We start from the raw sequence: 16122 nt of genomic DNA, 5'->3' as shown, positions 1-16122 counted from the left end.
TTTTTTATACATTTTTATCTTCCGATGCGGGCTCTTCATCATCTCCTTTAATAATAGATGGGAAAATCATTGGCGCGATTTTTTTTACAGGACCGTATAAAATCGATTGTTCTAAACTTTCCTTTTTAACAAATGGAATTGTATCATTCATTTTTCCAAAAAAGATGAAAACCACACTTAAAATTAATCCGATTTTTAAGGCACCAAAAACTCCACCTAAAATTTTATTTAATATTCCAAGTGATGCGAAATCTGCTATTTTAGTTAATATTTTTCCTAGTAACGCAATAACAACGATAATAATTACAAAAGTTCCAGCAAAAGCAACAAGTGTAATATATTGTTCTGACCAATCTAAACTTGACTTTAACCAATCTCCTAAAAAATAGGAAAAATGAATAGCTCCATAAACACCTGCCACCAGTGCTACTAATGATGCTACCTCTACAAATAAGCCCTTCATTAAACCTCTTACAAAACCAAAAAGCAACAAAGAAGCTATAATAATATCAAATACATTCATCGTACTAGAATTTTAACAAATATAAATAACTCATTTGTATCTTTGCTGTTCAATTAAAAACGAATGAGTAAAGTTGGAAATTTAAAGGAGAAATGGGATTTTTTAGTTGCATCATTGTCTCAACAATTTGCTGAAGGTGATGAGTTAAATCTTGACAGTATCATATATCTTATTGGAGTTCAAGAACTCGGACAAGGACAACGACGATTTAAAAAAGATGAAAAAGTAAACTTGATGCATATTGCCATATGTAAACTTTTAGAACCATATGGATATTACGAATTTGATTACTTTGATGATGATGGCTGGCCACATTATAAAATGCTTACCGAACTCCCGAACTTAAAACCTGGAGAACAAACAGTTTTAATGAAGGAGGCTATTGTTTCTTATTTCGAAACAATTGATTTTTTTAATTAGGTAACACTTAATTTTCGAATCATTTTAGAAAGTAATTTAGGATAAAAACGTTTTGCATATACTCCTAACTTTTCCTTAGCTCCAGCAATATAAACTTCTTCCTTTTGGTTTGTTATAGCTTTTATCATCAATTTCGCAAACCTATCTGGATGAATTCCATTTGCTGTAGCAGTATCCATTGTGTTTTGTGGACTTCCATCTCCAGTTAAAGCATTCTTGGAAACATTTGTAGTAACAAAACCAGGACAAACTAAGGTTACCTTTATATTATCTTGATGAATTTCAGCTCTTAAACTATCGAAAAAACCATGTAACGCATGTTTAGTCGCTACGTATGAAGAGCGTAAAGGTGTTCCAATTTTACCGACGATGCTTGTGGTCACCACAAAATGGCCGGAATGGTTCTTAATAAAATGTGGTAAAATTGCTTTTGTTAGAGCAACTGTTCCCAAATAATTAATATCCATCAACTTTTTATCAACACTTATATCAGTATTCTTTACCAATGACCTCTGGCTAACTCCGCCGTTGTTAACTAAAATATCCACTTTACCAAAATAAGATATTGCTTCTTCAACTTTAGTATCAAAATTTGAATAATTCTCAAGATCTAGAGATAAAATTTTCACACTCTCTGGGTGCTTACATAATTTTTTCACCTCATTTAAAGCGGATTCATTCCTAGAAGATAATATTAATTTTGTATTTTGCTGCGAGAGTTGGATTGCCAGCGATTTTCCTATACCAGAAGAAGCTCCAGTAATCCAAATTATTTTGTTTTTAATATCCATTATTTTGAATAAAGTTTAGCCTAAAGTACTCAAATTAAATAAGAAATAGTAATTTTGGTACGCTTATTGAAATACTGGAAATAGAATTATAAATATTTTTTAAATAAATCCCTTGTTAACGATGAAAAGATTACTTGCATTATTAATATTTGTTACATCGATTGCAAATGCTCAATACTCTGTAAAAGGAACGATGACTCCTCCAGAAGAAAGTGATTGGGTTATTTTATACAAAATCGAAGGTGCAAAGCAAAAATTTATTAGTAACTCTACTATTGTATTTGAAGATGTAAACATTGGCGGGAATACTCAAAAGGTTGGTAGATTTGAATTGAATTTACCTGCTGATGCTAAAGAAGGTGCCTACAGAGTTACCTACAGAAACCAAGGAGCAGGTTTTGTTGACTTCTTTTTCAACAAAGAGAATGTAGAATTCGTATTTAATCCAGTATACCCGGAAGAATCTATTCTTTTTACCAAATCCAGAGAAAATAAAGTTTATCGCGAATATTTAGAAGCTATTGCTAAAGTTCAAAGAATTTTGGATTCTTTACAAGTAGAGTATTTAAAATCTGAGAATAAACAGGATAAAAAAGCATATAAAAAAGCGTACAAAGAGCAAGAAGAAATTCAAGATATTTACGAGGGTAAATCAGAGGGAATGTTGGTAAACACTTATATTAAAGCATCAAAACCAACTAATTCCTCTTCTATTTTCGATGATACTCAAGAATACTTAAATCACGTAGTAGGAAGTTTCTTTGATAACGTTGATTTTTCGAATAAAAAACTTTACAATTCGCCTTTTATCGTTGATAAAATTACAAACTATGTATTTTATTTAAACATTGCTGAAAGTCAACCATTACAGCAAAAATTATATAATGAGTCTATTGCTAAAGTTATGGGGTTATTAAAAGATGATAAAGTTAAAAAGGAGGTTACAGAGTATTTAATTACTCGTTTTGCAAATGCTAGAAACTCGGAGATAGTTGATGGACTTTTCGCAAATTATTATGATAAACTTCCAAGTGAATTCCAAGATCAAAAATTTAGAGATGATAAAGTTGCTTTATTACGTGCAACTGTTGGTAGAATTGCCCCTGATTTTTCTTGGAAAGAAGGTGAAAGTGATTATAAATTATCGACTTTAAACGATGGTGAAAAGTACTTATTAGTATTTTGGAGCACAGGTTGTTCACACTGTTTAAAAGAAATTCCACAATTACACACTTTCATGAAGACTCATAATAAAACATCTGTTATTGCTTTTGGAATTGAGCAAGAGGCAGCTGAGTGGACGGAATACATTAAAAAATTAGAAGGATGGCATAACGTGATGGGAACTCATCCTGATAACAAATGGGAAAATGAAGTTGTAAGAACCTACCAACTAGTAGGTACACCGACATATTTTATTTTAAACCAAGATAAAAAGATTATAGCAATGCCAAACTCTTTCGAAGATGTAAAAGACTACTTTGAAAATGGTAATGCCGACAAAGAATAATTTAAGTCATTATTAAAGTATAAAAGCGATGCAAATGCATCGCTTTTTTTATTTCAGAAGTGCAAAAAAGCATCTTCAATATGTTGAATTTCAAATGTTTTTTTTCCAACAATAGCGACAATATCGAAACGCACTTCGTTTTCTAAATCATTCTTTTGAATATAATAATCCATTGCAGAAGTTAGTAACTGAATTTTCTTTTGATTAATAAAATCTTGAGGGTTTCCAAAATAATTTGAAGTTCTTGTTTTTACTTCAATTGCTATTATTATATCTTCCTTTTTAGCAATAATATCAACTTCTGCTTTTAAATAACGATAATTTCGACACAGAATTTCGTAATCATTTTCTAAAAGGTAGTTAACGGCTAATTCCTCGCCCCTATTTCCCAAATCGTTATGCTGAGCCATAGCATTTTCTTACAAAAATACCTATATTTAGATTATTATGAATGAAGAAAAATTATTTAAGTACATTTCCTTTTTAAAGGAAGAATGTGCTCGCCACAGATATGATGAATACATCGATGAAGATGAAATCAATCAACTAAACATAGAAATTAAAAGATTTAAAAAGTACGTAATCGATTCTACTCTTATTTCTAATGCTTTTAAACAAGAAATTTATAAAATTGATTTTGACCTTGAAGAAACTAGACATAACAGATCGAAACCTAGTATTCTTTTCTGGTTATTTAGCGGTGATTATGGAAAAAGGCATGTGGAACAGGAAAACCGAAAATATCGCTTTCAAAAATTATCTAATGATTTGGAGAATCTAGAGTTTAGATTAAAAGCGATGTGACTTATTTAAAACTAAATATTAATCTCACCTAGTATTGGTCTACTAATATTATTCCGAACTTATTTCGGAATCTCACATTATTAATACTTCCATTGATGGGAACCTGAAACAAGTTCAGGTTGACATTAATGTTTATTTAAAACTAACAGAAGAAGACTTATCGCCTATAAATAACTTAACTTCTCTTCCCATTAGTAAAGCTCTATTATCAGATTCATGACCAGCCGGAAAACCAAATAATACAGGAATGTCATCAGGAACAATGTCTAGAATTAACTGCTCTATCGAAGTTCCCCATGGAGTTGTATTTTTTCTAATTTTAGTCATATCACCAACAATAACACCTTTTACTTTATTAAAGTAACCAGCTCTTTTTAAACTCTGTAGCATACGATCAATAGCATATTTATATTCGCCTATCTCTTCAATAAATAAAATTTTACCATCCGTATTTATTTGACTATCCGAACCTAACATTGATGCTAGAATTGCTATATTTCCTCCTACTAAAACTCCTTCTGCAGCTCCTTTTTTATTGAATTTAGAAGATTTTATCGTGTACTGAAGTTGCTCTCCGAATAATACCTTTCTAAAAGTTTCTATCGTTTCTGGAATATCTTCAGGCTTATCTTGCACACTGGTTCCCATCATGGCGTGCAAGGTCTCTATTCCTAAATTATGTACATGATTGTGAAATGCTGTAATATCAGAATAACCAATAATCCATTTTGGTTGTTCCTTGAACTTTGTAAAATCAAGTTTATCTAAAATTCTAACCGAACCATAACCTCCTCTTGCACTCCAAATTGCTTTTATTTTCGGATTATCCAGTGCCTCTTGAAAATCCTGACAACGCTGCTCATCAGTCCCTGCAAAGTGATTAGCCTGAGTAAACACATGCTTTCCTAAAACAACTTTTAATCCCCAACTTTCTACTAACTTTTTAGCATCATCTATAACTTGTTCTCTATTTTTTAATATTCCTGCAGGAGCTACAATTGCAATCGTATCTCCCTTTTTTAAATACGGAGGTGTAGTTAATTTCATTGTTTTTTGAGCACTTATCTGGATTGCTGAAAACAGCATTAGTATCATGAATTTTCGCATAGGATTAACTTCTTCTAATCACATTAAAATCTAGTTAGTGTAAATGTAACAAAATAGAAGCGTGTTTTGTACTTTTGCACTTCAAAATACAAGAAAATGAGTTCTTCAAAAAGATATACTATAACAGCTGCATTACCTTATACTAATGGCCCTATTCATATTGGACATTTAGCTGGGGTTTATGTACCTGGAGATATTTATGCACGTTTTTTACGTTTAACAGGAAATGATGTTGCCTACATTTGTGGTTCAGATGAGCACGGTGTTGCAATTCCTATGCGCGCAAAAAAAGAAGGAGTTTCTCCTCAACAAATTATCGATAAATATCATGGTATTATCAAAAAATCTTTTGAAGATTTTGGAATTTCATTTGATAATTATTCTCGTACATCTGCAGAAATACATCATGAAACTGCATCAGATTTCTTCAAGAAAATGTATGCTGATGGTGAGTTTATTGAAGAAATTTCTGAACAATTATATGATGCTGAAGCAGATCAGTTTTTAGCAGATCGTTTTGTAATTGGAACTTGTCCTAAATGCGGAAATGAAGAAAGTTATGGAGATCAATGTGAGAAGTGTGGTACAAGTCATAACGCCACAGATTTGATAAATCCTAAGTCGGCAATTACTGGAAATGTTCCTGTTTTAAAACAAACAAAGCACTGGTTTTTACCTTTGGATAAACATGAAGCTTTTTTACGCGAATGGATTTTAGAAGGTCACAAAAACGATTGGAAAGCTAATGTATTAGGACAAGTAAAATCTTGGATTGATGACGGATTACGTCCTCGTGCGGTAACTCGTGATTTAGATTGGGGAATTCCGGTTCCTGTTGAAGGAGCTGATGGAAAAGTATTATACGTTTGGTTTGATGCTCCAATTGGCTACATTTCTTCTACTAAAGAATGGGCTGCTCGTGAAGGTAAGAATTGGGAAGATTATTGGAAAGATGAAAATACTAAGCTAGTGCATTTCATTGGAAAAGATAATATTGTATTCCACTGTATTATTTTCCCATCAATGTTAAAAGCTCATGGAGATTACATATTACCAGAAAATGTTCCTGCTAATGAATTTTTAAACTTAGAAGGAAACAAATTATCAACGTCTAAAAACTGGGCTGTTTGGTTGCATGATTATTTAGAGGAGTTTCCAGGGCAGCAAGATGTATTACGTTATACATTAACGGCAAACGCTCCCGAAAATAAAGACAACGATTTTACTTGGAAAGATTTCCAGGCTAAAAACAATAATGAATTAGTTGCCATTTTTGGAAATTTTATCAATCGTGTTGTCGTGCTTACTAATAAATATTATAATGGAATCATTCCTACTCCAAACGATTATTCTGAAGTTGATGAAGATGTTATAGAACAACTGAAGCAATTCCCAGATATTATAGCTAAATCAATTGAACGATACAGATTCAGAGAAGCTTCTCAAGAGTTGATGAACTTAGCACGTTTAGGAAATAAATATTTAGCAGATGAAGAACCTTGGATTCTTATCAAAGAGGATGAAGAGCGTGTAAAAACAATCATGTATGTAGCTTTACAAATTGCGGCTGCACTTTCCGTAGTTTCTGAGCCATTTTTACCATTTACATCATCAAAGTTAAAATCTATTTTAAAAACAGATAATAACTTAAGCTGGTCTGATATTTCCGAAAAAGAATCTTTACTTCGTGAAGGTCATGAGATTGGTAAGGCTGAATTATTGTTCTCAAAAATAGAAGACAAAACAATAGAAGCACAATTAGCAAAGTTAGAAGCAACTAAAAAAGCAAACGAAGCTGCCAATAAAGAAATAGAGCCTCAAAAAGACACTATTGAATTTGAAGACTTCACTAAAATGGACATTCGAATTGGAACTATTTTAGAAGCAGAAAAAGTAGCGAAAACTAAAAAATTATTAAAACTTAAAGTAGATGTTGGAATCGATGTTAGAACCATTGTTTCTGGTATTGCAGAGAGTTTTAAACCAGAGGATATAATTGGACAACAAGTTACTGTATTATGTAATTTAGCTCCAAGAAAAATACGTGGTGTGGAAAGTCAAGGTATGATTTTAATGACAGACGCTGAAGATGGATCTTTAGCTTTTGTTGAACCACAACAAAAAATTCAAAATGGCGGACAAGTCTGTTAACAAAAAAAAAGAGCCTTTTAAGGCTCTTTTTTTATTCTCTATTTATTTCGATAATAATACACAAATTGTAAAACTTAATTTATTCAATATTTTGTAAATTAGTGTTTTAAATGTTGTTACATGATTAAAAAATCACCCCTAGTTTTAATCTTATTCTGTAGTGCTCTTACCTTTGGACAAGAATTCTTAGGTGAAATCAATCATTCTTTAAAAAAATCCTCAAAATCAATAAGAGGGTCACTTTCTATAGTTAATCACAAAAACAACGACATTGCAACTTTCATCAGTGATAAAAATAACATCTACTGTTATTTGACAAACTCAAAATTTGAATCTAAAAAACAATTAATATTAACAAGAAACAGGAGATTTAGTGGTATTGTTGGGAAGACCTTTACTAGCGATAAATATACCTTTATTGTATCTGATAATAATACAAAACGTTTCGATAGAATTGAATTTGATTTTAAAAATGATACCGCATATTATAAGAATGAAAAATTTTATGCTAAAGGAATGACGCTTCTGCAATGCATAAATAAAGGAGATAAATCTCATTTACTTTTTTTAAAACACAAAACATCTGACTTAGTTGTTAAAACATATTTTAGCAATGGAAATTCTGAATTGAAAACGTTTAGCATTAGAAATAAAAGTTTGTTGCTAAACGATTCCAAAGAAACAAGTTTGGCTAAATTACTTTTTAATGTTTTGTATAATGATTATACGATTACTAAACTTCACTCTTTAGAACTTGAAAATAACACATCATCAAAAAGCTTATTACAACCTATTCCAATTGAAAGTGCTACAGATTTTACAAAACTTTATGTAACCAATAACACTATCAATATTGTTTTCGATAAGAATAAATTTTACACTCAGATTCTTTCACTAGACTTAGCACAAGAATCTATCTCCTTAACTAAAGTTAGAAAACCTTTTTTTGATATACCTAGTAAAAACAAAACAACCAATTCTTTTCTACTAAACAATCTATTATTTTCCGCAGCATGCACCAAAGAGCAATTGAAAATTAATGTCTACGATTTTAATAAGAAAAGTTTAAAAAAGAGTTTTGTTATTGATGCAAAATCGTTCCCTTTTCTTAGTTACAATATGAGCATCAAAGGAAAAAAACAGCGAAATTCTAAATCCAAAAAGAAATTCCTGAAACAACTTTCCTTTAGTGATATTGGAATTTTTGTAGAACAAAATTCTGATGGGTATCAAATAACAATTGGCGGAAAAAAACCAGCAACACTTGATAACCCAATGATTGGCGTAAATATGAGCAATAAAACCTATTTGTATTCCGTTAATAATTATCGAGGATTTTTAGATCCACATTCCTACATTCTAAACGTGTATCGTAAGGTAAAATCTACATATTTAAAATTCAATATCGATAAAAATTTAACTCCTGCTACGTCAAAGATTAAAGAGAATGTATATCACACTATAAATCGATTTCTTGGAGATAAGGAGTTAAAAAATAATGAAAGTCATTTTTTCAGATTGAATCAAAAAACGGTTTATAGTTACTATGATGAAAAGAATAATAGTTATAAATTTTTAGCATTCTAATTTATTAGATAGCTTTGAAATCTATTTTAGAATATACAAATGCTAAAAATAGCTTATCATCCAATTTACAATCATCCATTACCTGATACGCATCGCTTTCCGATGGAAAAGTATGATTTAATTCCTCAGCAATTAATTCATGAGGGTACTTGTACAAAAGACAACTTTTTTGAACCAGAAATTCCAAATAACAAGTATTTCTTTTCCGTTCATACACCAGAATATTTTTTCGATTTATTAAACATTACCTTATCTAAAAAAGAAGAACGTAAAATTGGTTTTCCATTAAGTGAACAACTAATTGCACGTGAAATGATTATTACCGATGGAAGTATGAAAGCTTCGGAATTTGCCTTAGAACATGGAATTGCTATGAATATTGCAGGAGGAACACATCATGCGTTTACAGACAGTGGCGAAGGATTTTGTTTGTTAAATGATCAAGCAGTTTCTGCTCGTTATCTTCAAAACAAAGGACTCATTGAAAAAGCTTTAATTGTTGATTTAGATGTGCATCAAGGAAATGGTACAGCAGAAATTTTTCGAGATGATCCTTCTGTTTTCACTTTTTCAATGCACGGAAAAACGAATTATCCTTTTCATAAAGAACAATCTGACTTAGATATTCCACTAGAGAATGAAACCAGAGACGAAGAATATCTTTCTCTATTAAAAAACACATTGCCAAAATTAATTTACGAACACCAACCTGATTTTATTTTCTACCAATGTGGTGTAGATATTTTAGAAAGTGACAAGCTCGGTAAACTAAGCGTTTCTCCAGAAGGTTGTAAAGAACGAGATCGATTTGTTTTACAAACTTGTTTCGATGAAAAAATCCCAGTAATGTGTAGCATGGGTGGCGGGTATTCCACAGATATAAATATCATTGTTCAAGCCCACGCGAATACTTTTCGTTTGGCTCAAGAAATATTTTTTTAGTTTATTTTTGCAATCAAAAAAATGCGTAAAAAAGTATTTACATTTCTATTAGTATCAATTCACTTTTTTATTTTGTCCCAAGAAGAAGTTGGTTCATTCATAAATACCTTAAAAAATAATAACGCAAATATTCTTGAGTCTTTTTCTGTTTTTAATAAGAAAACAAAGAATTTAGGTACCTTCCTAATTGAAAAGAAAAGAATTTATGGGTTTCTATTAGATCAGAACTTTAATCTTAAGACTAAACTTTTATTAGATGAAATGAATAAAAAATATAGTTTAGTTCTAGGTAAAATGTATGATTCTAATAATAATTTCAAGATCATCGTTTCAGATAAGAATAAAAGTAAATTCGCTATAATTACTTTTAATTTCTCTAATGGACAAACCTCATTATTAGAAGATACTTTTAACGCTAAAAAATTAATCTTCTTGCAAAGTATCAGTAGGGCAAACAAAGTTCACTTACTATTTTTAGATAGGAATTCATATAATATTGTTTCAAGAAATTATAAGTCAAATGGGGCGAACGATTCATTCTACTTTGACTTTAGTAATGAAAAATTCCTCATAACAAAAGACAAAGAAATTTCCCTAAAAAAATTAATCCCTGATTATTCGAACCCAGAACATAGAGAAATTAAAAATATTGCTTTCGAATTAACAAAAGTAAGTGAAGAATCCTATGATACAAATGTAGAATATGGATTACTATCTACAAATGTGAAAAGAAAACAAACATCTCCTATTTCAATAGAAACTACATCGAAATTAAGTAAGTTATACATTAGAAAAAATGATATTGTTATTACTTTCGATAAGAATAAGTTCTACACTCAAATTTTGTATCTCGATCTGAATACAGGTAAGTATAAATATGAAAAGGTTGAAAAACCCTTATTTGATGCTAAAAAATTAGATAAGACATCTAATTCATTTATAATTGATGATTTTTTACTTTTAATAACCTCAACAAAGAAAAGATTAGTTTTTAATATTTATAATTTGAAAAATAAGGCTTTAATTAAACAATTTAATATTAAAAATAAAGAACCTATACAGTTCAGTAATACGCCAATAATTCAAAAAGGTGGTGACTTTAAGCAATACAGAGAATTAGAGAAAACGAAGCAATTTCTGCGAAAAATATCTTCTTCTAAAATTGGAATTTCGGCTTTTAGAAATACTACTGGATATGAAATAACAATTGGAGGTAGAAAACTTGTTACTTCTGGAACCTTTGTGGCTGGGGTAATTGGAGGAGGACTAATGGGTGCTGCATGGGGTATTTCTGCAAGTCCAATTTACTCAAGTACAAACACCTCTTCTTTTGGAGCCTATTTAAAAAACAAATCTGTCCACATAAAGTGTCTTTTTGATTATAACTTTAATCATTTAAGAGGAAATATTGAAAAAAACATTTACGATAAAATTCAAGATTATAACTTCTCTAAAAGATCACCAAGAGATGAAGATATTTACGAGAATAATCAAGCCATTAGAAAACAAGAAGCGATAAATGTATTTAATATTGGTAACGAAACTATACTAGGCTTTTATTCAAGTAATTTTAAAGCCTATTACTTTTACAAGTTATAAACATGAAAGAAAAAGGAATATTAAAATCCTTCTTTTTTGTTTCTTTGTAACTCTAAATTCATTTTAAAAATACGTACTATCAATGCAGCTAATTTCATATATATCCTCAAAAACTTCTTACGCTCAAAAAAGTATTCAAAATACGGTTGAATTGTTGAATGAAGATTGTACAATTCCGTTTATAGCTCGTTATCGTAAAGAACGAACTGGAAATTTAGATGAAGTTGAAATCGGAGAAATAGTTGCATTAAAAGAAGCTTTTGAAACCCTAGAGAAAAGAAAGAAAGCTATTCTTAAAGCGTTAGAAGAACAAAAAGTACTTACTCCAGAATTACAATCAAAAGTTGAAAATGCACAAGATTTAACGACTTTAGAAGATATTTACTTACCGTATAAGAAAAAGCGTAAAACGAAGGCCGAGACTGCAAGAAATAATGGACTAGAACCATTAGCAAAAATCATCATGAGTCAGAAATCTGATGATTTAGATTATATAGCTTCTAAGTATGTAAATGACAAAGTTGAAAATGAAGATAAAGCTTTAGAAGGAGCTAGACATATTATTGCTGAGTGGATTAACGAACGAACAGATATCCGTAATTTAATTCGTAGAGAATTAGAACGTTTTTCTACTATTGTAACCAAAGTTGTAAAAACGAAAAAAGATGATGAAAATGCTCAAAAATTTAAAGATTATTTCGATTGGTCTGAGAACTTAAGTAGAATTCCTTCGCATCGTTTATTAGCAATTTTAAGAGGAGAAAAAGAAGGAATTATCCGAGTTAAAGTTGAAATTGACGACGATCGTGTCTTAGAAAAAGTAGATCGTAAATTGATTCGAAGTAATAATGAATGTGGCGCTGAAATTCAATTAGCAATTGACGATAGTTACAAACGTTTATTATTACCTTCTTTAACTACTGAAGCAATGAATGTTGCTAAAGAAAAGGCTGATGAATCTGCGATTACAGTGTTTAAAAACAACCTTGAACAACTCTTATTAGGAGCTCCTTTAGGAGAAAAAAGAATTCTAGCTATTGATCCAGGGTATAGAACGGGTTGTAAAGTGGTTTGTTTGAGTGAACAAGGAGAATTATTACACAACACCGCCATTTACCCAAACGCTCCTCAAAATAAAACTACAGAGTCAGCTTACACTATTGAACACTTAATTAAAAAATATAATATCGAAGCTATTTCCATTGGAAACGGAACTGCTTCAAGAGAAACAGAGCGATTTGTAAAGAATATTGCTATCACAAAAAATCTTGAAATCTTTGTAGTAAATGAAGCTGGAGCTTCTATATATTCAGCTTCTAAAATTGCAAGAGACGAATTTCCTAATGAAGATGTAACCGTTCGTGGTGCAGTTTCAATCGGAAGACGTTTAGCAGATCCTTTAGCTGAATTAGTTAAAATAGATCCGAAATCAATTGGTGTTGGTCAATATCAACATGACGTGGATCAAAATCAGTTAAAAAAGTCTTTAGACATCGTAGTTCAACATTGTGTGAATAAAGTTGGTGTAAATATCAATACTGCCAGTGCTTCTTTATTGAGTTATGTTTCTGGAATTGGACCAAAATTAGCAGAAAACATCGTAAATCATAGAAATCAAAATGGTGTTTTCAAAACACGTAACGATATTAAAAAAGTTCCACGTTTAGGAGGAAAAGCGTTTGAACAATCAGCAGGATTCCTACGAATAAAAAATGGTGACAATCCTTTAGATAATTCAAGCGTGCATCCTGAGAGTTATTCTTTGGTAAAAAACATAGCTAAAGATCTACGTTTAAAAACAGAAGATTTAATTGGAAACACAAAGCAATTAAAAGAGATTCAACTGAATAAATATGTTACTTCAGAGTTTGGTTTACCGACACTACAAGACATTGTAAAAGAATTGGAAAAACCAGGTTTAGATCCACGTGAAAAAGCGAAAGCTTTTTCGTTTAGTGAAGAAGTAAAAACCATCGATGATTTAAAAATAGGAATGGTACTTCCTGGTATTGTAAATAACATTACAAATTTTGGTTGTTTTGTTGATATTGGAATCAAAGAAAGTGGTTTAGTTCACATTTCAAATTTATCGGATACTTTTGTTGAAGACATCAATAAAATAGTTCGTTTACAACAGCAAGTTCAAGTGAAAGTTTTAGAAATAGATTTAGCAAGAAAACGCATACAATTAAGTATGAAAAAAGGAGGTTAAAAGTCGGTAATTTCGTAAATTTACGACACACTTATCTTCTTAAATTCTTTCTATGGAAAATATTGATGCTGCAAGACTACAAATGGCATTCACGCTAATTTTTCATATTGTATTTGCTTGTATTGGAATGGTTATGCCTTTTTTTATGGTTGTGTCTCATAAAAAGTGGCTCAATACAGGAAATCCAGTATATCTAAAACTTACCAAAGCTTGGCAAAAAGGTGTTGCCATTTTCTTTGTTACCGGGGCCGTTTCAGGAACTGCTTTATCTTTTGAATTGGGTTTATTATGGCCTGAATTTATGGAACATGCCGGACCTATAATTGGAATGCCGTTTTCGCTCGAAGGAGCTGCATTTTTTGTGGAGGCAATTGCACTCGGATTTTACTTATATGGTTGGAATAAAATTCCTCCTAAATTTCATTGGTTTACGGGAATTATAGTTGGAATTGCTGGTGTAGCTTCTGGTATACTTGTAGTTTCTGCAAATGGTTGGATGAATGCTCCTTCTGGATTTGATTATGTAGATGGAAAATTCCTAAACATTGATCCGGTAAAAGCTTTATTGAATCCTGCTTGGTTTACTCAAGCTTTACATATGGTTTTAGCTGCCTTTACCGCAACAGGATTTGCAGTTGCTGGTATTCATGCTTTTCAAATACTTAGAAGTAAACAAAAAGAATTGCATCAAAAAGCGTTTAAAATTGCCATAACCTTTGGAGCAATTGCTGCAATTTTACAACCTATTAGTGGAGATATTTCTGCCAAAGATGTTGCTCAACGTCAACCTGTGAAATTAGCGGCTATGGAAGCTCATTATGAAACTTCTAAAGGTGTTCCCTTGTATATTGGAGGAATTGTAGATCAAGAAAAGAAAGAAGTTAACTACAAAATAGAAATTCCAAATGCGCTTTCCTTTTTAGCTTTTGGTGATTTTAATGCAGAAGTAAAAGGATTAAATGATTTTCCAGAAGATGAAATTCCGAATGTGGCTATTGTTCACTATGCCTTTCAAATTATGGTAGGAATCGGTGGATTATTAATGCTTGCGGGTATATTCTTTTTCTTCTCTAACTGGAAAAAGAAACAGTGGTTTGATAAGAACCTCTTTTGGAAAGTATTTGCATTTTTGGCACCTGCTGGTTTTATAGCTTTAGAAGCAGGCTGGATTGTTACAGAAGTCGGACGACAACCGTGGATCATTCACAAAATAATGAGAACCAAAGATGCTGTTACACCTATGCCTGGGATTGTTTACAGTTTCTATTTATATGTTGTGTTATATACTATTCTAACAATTACCGTTGCTTGGTTACTGCGTCGACAAATTAAATCGTTAAACTCAACTCCAATTTCTAGCATATGATTTCAGTAGTTCTATTTTTTTTATTTTTCTCTTTGTTGTTATATGTGCTGTTAGGTGGAGCAGATTTTGGTGCTGGTATTCTAGAATTATTTTCTTCTGAAGACAATCAAAAAATTACTAAAAAAACAATCTATCGCGTTATGGGTCCTGTTTGGGAAGCCAACCATATTTGGGTTATTATTTTAATAGTAATTCTTTGGATTGCCTTTCCACTATATTATAAAGTAATGGTAACTTCATTACATATTCCAATTACCTTAATGTTATTAGGAATTACTTTACGCGGTGTTGCTTTTGTTTTTAGACATTACGATGCTTATGTAGATGAATCTCAACGTGTATACAATTGGTTATTTCATGTTTCTAGTTTAATTACACCAATATTCTTAGGGATGATTTTCGGAGGAATGGTAAGCGGTAAAATTGTTTTGATTACTAAAGACGTTCCTCTTGATTTTGTAGAAGCATATATTCATCCTTGGTTCAATATATTCTCTTTTTTAGTGGGCTTATTCTTTGCCAGCTTATGTACTTTTCTATCTGCTGTTTTACTTATTGGTGAAGCGGATGAAGAAGGATATCCTGTTTATGTAAGAAAGGCAAAAATCGCAACCATTGTTGTTGTGGTTTTAGGATTTATTACGATTGCCTATGGATATGTTACGAATGTAGAATTTGTTCACGGAATAACTAGTCATAGTGTTAGTATTGGATTAATTTTAGTTTCCGCAGCATTTTTATATCCTTTATGGTATACTGTTAAAAAAGGAATTAGAATTGCCAGTAGAATTTTTGCAGGAATTCAGGTACTATTAATTATTACAGTGGCTTTATATCCACATTATCCAAGTTTATTAATCACTAAAAGCGGAACTTTAAATTTATTAGAAAAAGTTGCACCAGAATCAGTGATTACTGTTTTAGGAATCTCTTTATTAGTAGGTGGTTTATTAATTGTTCCAGGATTATTTCACTTATTGAAATCTTTTAAAATGATTAAGATTTTGGAGAAAAACAATGAATAAACCTATTATTCAAAGCCAACTGAATCAAGATTTTTTAGTTACTGAATATAAAAAAACAACTAAAATATCGTTTCACCAAAAATAA

Annotated in this window: 14 protein-coding genes; 10 read left to right on the top strand and 4 right to left on the bottom strand. The window is 31.0% G+C overall.

Going from position 1 to position 16122, the window contains the following annotated elements:
* Positions 1-4: 4 nt before the first annotated feature.
* Entirely contained in the window at positions 5-523 is a 519-nt protein-coding gene (locus ACOSP6_RS09050; protein ID WP_422095192.1) for a CvpA family protein, read from the bottom strand.
* Positions 524-586: 63 nt separating this feature from the next.
* Here ACOSP6_RS09050 and ACOSP6_RS09045 point away from each other — a divergent pair, with 63 nt between their 5' ends.
* Positions 587-943 carry a hypothetical protein gene (locus ACOSP6_RS09045; RefSeq protein WP_422095191.1) on the top strand — a complete coding sequence of 119 codons (357 nt, stop codon included), beginning with the start codon at positions 587-589 and terminating at the stop codon, positions 941-943.
* On the opposite strand, the gene ACOSP6_RS09040 is transcribed toward ACOSP6_RS09045, so the two are convergent.
* Positions 940-1734 (bottom strand): SDR family oxidoreductase, encoded by a 795-nt coding sequence (locus ACOSP6_RS09040; RefSeq protein ID WP_422095190.1) that lies wholly within the window; start codon positions 1732-1734, stop codon positions 940-942. The two genes, ACOSP6_RS09045 and ACOSP6_RS09040, sit on opposite strands and share 4 nt — an antisense overlap.
* 121 nt (positions 1735-1855) lie before the next feature.
* On the opposite strand from ACOSP6_RS09040, the gene ACOSP6_RS09035 reads away from it, so the two are divergent.
* On the top strand, positions 1856-3244 hold the full coding sequence (locus ACOSP6_RS09035) for a TlpA family protein disulfide reductase (protein ID WP_422095189.1): 1389 nt from the start codon (positions 1856-1858) through the stop codon (positions 3242-3244).
* 53 nt (positions 3245-3297) lie between these two features.
* On the opposite strand, the gene ACOSP6_RS09030 is transcribed toward ACOSP6_RS09035, so the two are convergent.
* Positions 3298-3654 (bottom strand): YraN family protein, encoded by a 357-nt coding sequence (locus ACOSP6_RS09030; RefSeq protein WP_422095188.1) that lies wholly within the window; start codon positions 3652-3654, stop codon positions 3298-3300.
* A gap of 37 nt (positions 3655-3691) precedes the next feature.
* Here ACOSP6_RS09030 and ACOSP6_RS09025 point away from each other — a divergent pair, with 37 nt between their 5' ends.
* A complete protein-coding gene (locus tag ACOSP6_RS09025) occupies positions 3692-4048 on the top strand; it encodes a hypothetical protein (protein WP_422095187.1) in 357 nt (118 codons plus the stop codon).
* Positions 4049-4180: 132 nt separating this feature from the next.
* On the opposite strand, the gene ACOSP6_RS09020 is transcribed toward ACOSP6_RS09025, so the two are convergent.
* A complete protein-coding gene (locus tag ACOSP6_RS09020) occupies positions 4181-5095 on the bottom strand; it encodes a S66 peptidase family protein (RefSeq protein WP_422095186.1) in 915 nt (304 codons plus the stop codon).
* Positions 5096-5251: 156 nt separating this feature from the next.
* Here ACOSP6_RS09020 and metG point away from each other — a divergent pair, with 156 nt between their 5' ends.
* The 7 genes from metG (at position 5252) to ACOSP6_RS08985 (ending at position 16037) form a co-directional block, all read left to right on the top strand.
* Positions 5252-7306, top strand: a complete 2055-nt coding sequence (gene metG / locus ACOSP6_RS09015) for a methionine--tRNA ligase (RefSeq protein WP_422095185.1) — start codon at positions 5252-5254, stop codon at positions 7304-7306.
* Between the two features lie 120 nt (positions 7307-7426).
* Positions 7427-8893 (top strand): hypothetical protein, encoded by a 1467-nt coding sequence (locus tag ACOSP6_RS09010; RefSeq protein WP_422095184.1) that lies wholly within the window; start codon positions 7427-7429, stop codon positions 8891-8893.
* 39 nt (positions 8894-8932) lie between these two features.
* On the top strand, positions 8933-9835 hold the full coding sequence (locus ACOSP6_RS09005; protein WP_422095183.1) for a histone deacetylase: 903 nt from the start codon (positions 8933-8935) through the stop codon (positions 9833-9835).
* Between the two features lie 21 nt (positions 9836-9856).
* The gene (locus ACOSP6_RS09000) at positions 9857-11434 is read left to right on the top strand and encodes a hypothetical protein (RefSeq protein WP_422095182.1); all 1578 of its coding nucleotides are present in this window, start codon (positions 9857-9859) and stop codon (positions 11432-11434) included.
* Positions 11435-11516: 82 nt separating this feature from the next.
* On the top strand, positions 11517-13646 hold the full coding sequence (locus tag ACOSP6_RS08995; protein WP_422095181.1) for a Tex family protein: 2130 nt from the start codon (positions 11517-11519) through the stop codon (positions 13644-13646).
* A 52-nt stretch (positions 13647-13698) separates the two neighbouring features.
* Positions 13699-15012, top strand: coding sequence for a cytochrome ubiquinol oxidase subunit I (locus ACOSP6_RS08990; RefSeq protein ID WP_422095180.1), 1314 nt, complete (start codon positions 13699-13701; stop codon positions 15010-15012).
* On the top strand, positions 15009-16037 hold the full coding sequence (locus ACOSP6_RS08985) for a cytochrome d ubiquinol oxidase subunit II (RefSeq protein ID WP_422095179.1): 1029 nt from the start codon (positions 15009-15011) through the stop codon (positions 16035-16037). The genes ACOSP6_RS08990 and ACOSP6_RS08985 overlap by 4 nt, the downstream gene beginning before the upstream one ends.
* Positions 16038-16122 lie beyond the last annotated feature (85 nt).

The organism is Tenacibaculum sp. MEBiC06402, assembly GCF_049239625.1.
Lineage (GTDB): Bacteria > Bacteroidota > Bacteroidia > Flavobacteriales > Flavobacteriaceae > Polaribacter.
This window is presented reverse-complemented; position numbering and strand designations above follow the sequence as displayed.

Coding starts and splice junctions, on each gene's coding strand:
- ACOSP6_RS09050 (WP_422095192.1), bottom strand. CDS start 523: ATGAATGTATTTGATATTATTATAGCTTCTTTGTTGCTTTTTGGTTTT.
- ACOSP6_RS09045 (WP_422095191.1), top strand. CDS start 587: ATGAGTAAAGTTGGAAATTTAAAGGAGAAATGGGATTTTTTAGTTGCA.
- ACOSP6_RS09040 (WP_422095190.1), bottom strand. CDS start 1,734: ATGGATATTAAAAACAAAATAATTTGGATTACTGGAGCTTCTTCTGGT.
- ACOSP6_RS09035 (WP_422095189.1), top strand. CDS start 1,856: ATGAAAAGATTACTTGCATTATTAATATTTGTTACATCGATTGCAAAT.
- ACOSP6_RS09030 (WP_422095188.1), bottom strand. CDS start 3,654: ATGGCTCAGCATAACGATTTGGGAAATAGGGGCGAGGAATTAGCCGTT.
- ACOSP6_RS09025 (WP_422095187.1), top strand. CDS start 3,692: ATGAATGAAGAAAAATTATTTAAGTACATTTCCTTTTTAAAGGAAGAA.
- ACOSP6_RS09020 (WP_422095186.1), bottom strand. CDS start 5,095: ATGAAATTAACTACACCTCCGTATTTAAAAAAGGGAGATACGATTGCA.
- metG (WP_422095185.1), top strand. CDS start 5,252: ATGAGTTCTTCAAAAAGATATACTATAACAGCTGCATTACCTTATACT.
- ACOSP6_RS09010 (WP_422095184.1), top strand. CDS start 7,427: ATGATTAAAAAATCACCCCTAGTTTTAATCTTATTCTGTAGTGCTCTT.
- ACOSP6_RS09005 (WP_422095183.1), top strand. CDS start 8,933: ATGCTAAAAATAGCTTATCATCCAATTTACAATCATCCATTACCTGAT.
- ACOSP6_RS09000 (WP_422095182.1), top strand. CDS start 9,857: ATGCGTAAAAAAGTATTTACATTTCTATTAGTATCAATTCACTTTTTT.
- ACOSP6_RS08995 (WP_422095181.1), top strand. CDS start 11,517: ATGCAGCTAATTTCATATATATCCTCAAAAACTTCTTACGCTCAAAAA.
- ACOSP6_RS08990 (WP_422095180.1), top strand. CDS start 13,699: ATGGAAAATATTGATGCTGCAAGACTACAAATGGCATTCACGCTAATT.
- ACOSP6_RS08985 (WP_422095179.1), top strand. CDS start 15,009: ATGATTTCAGTAGTTCTATTTTTTTTATTTTTCTCTTTGTTGTTATAT.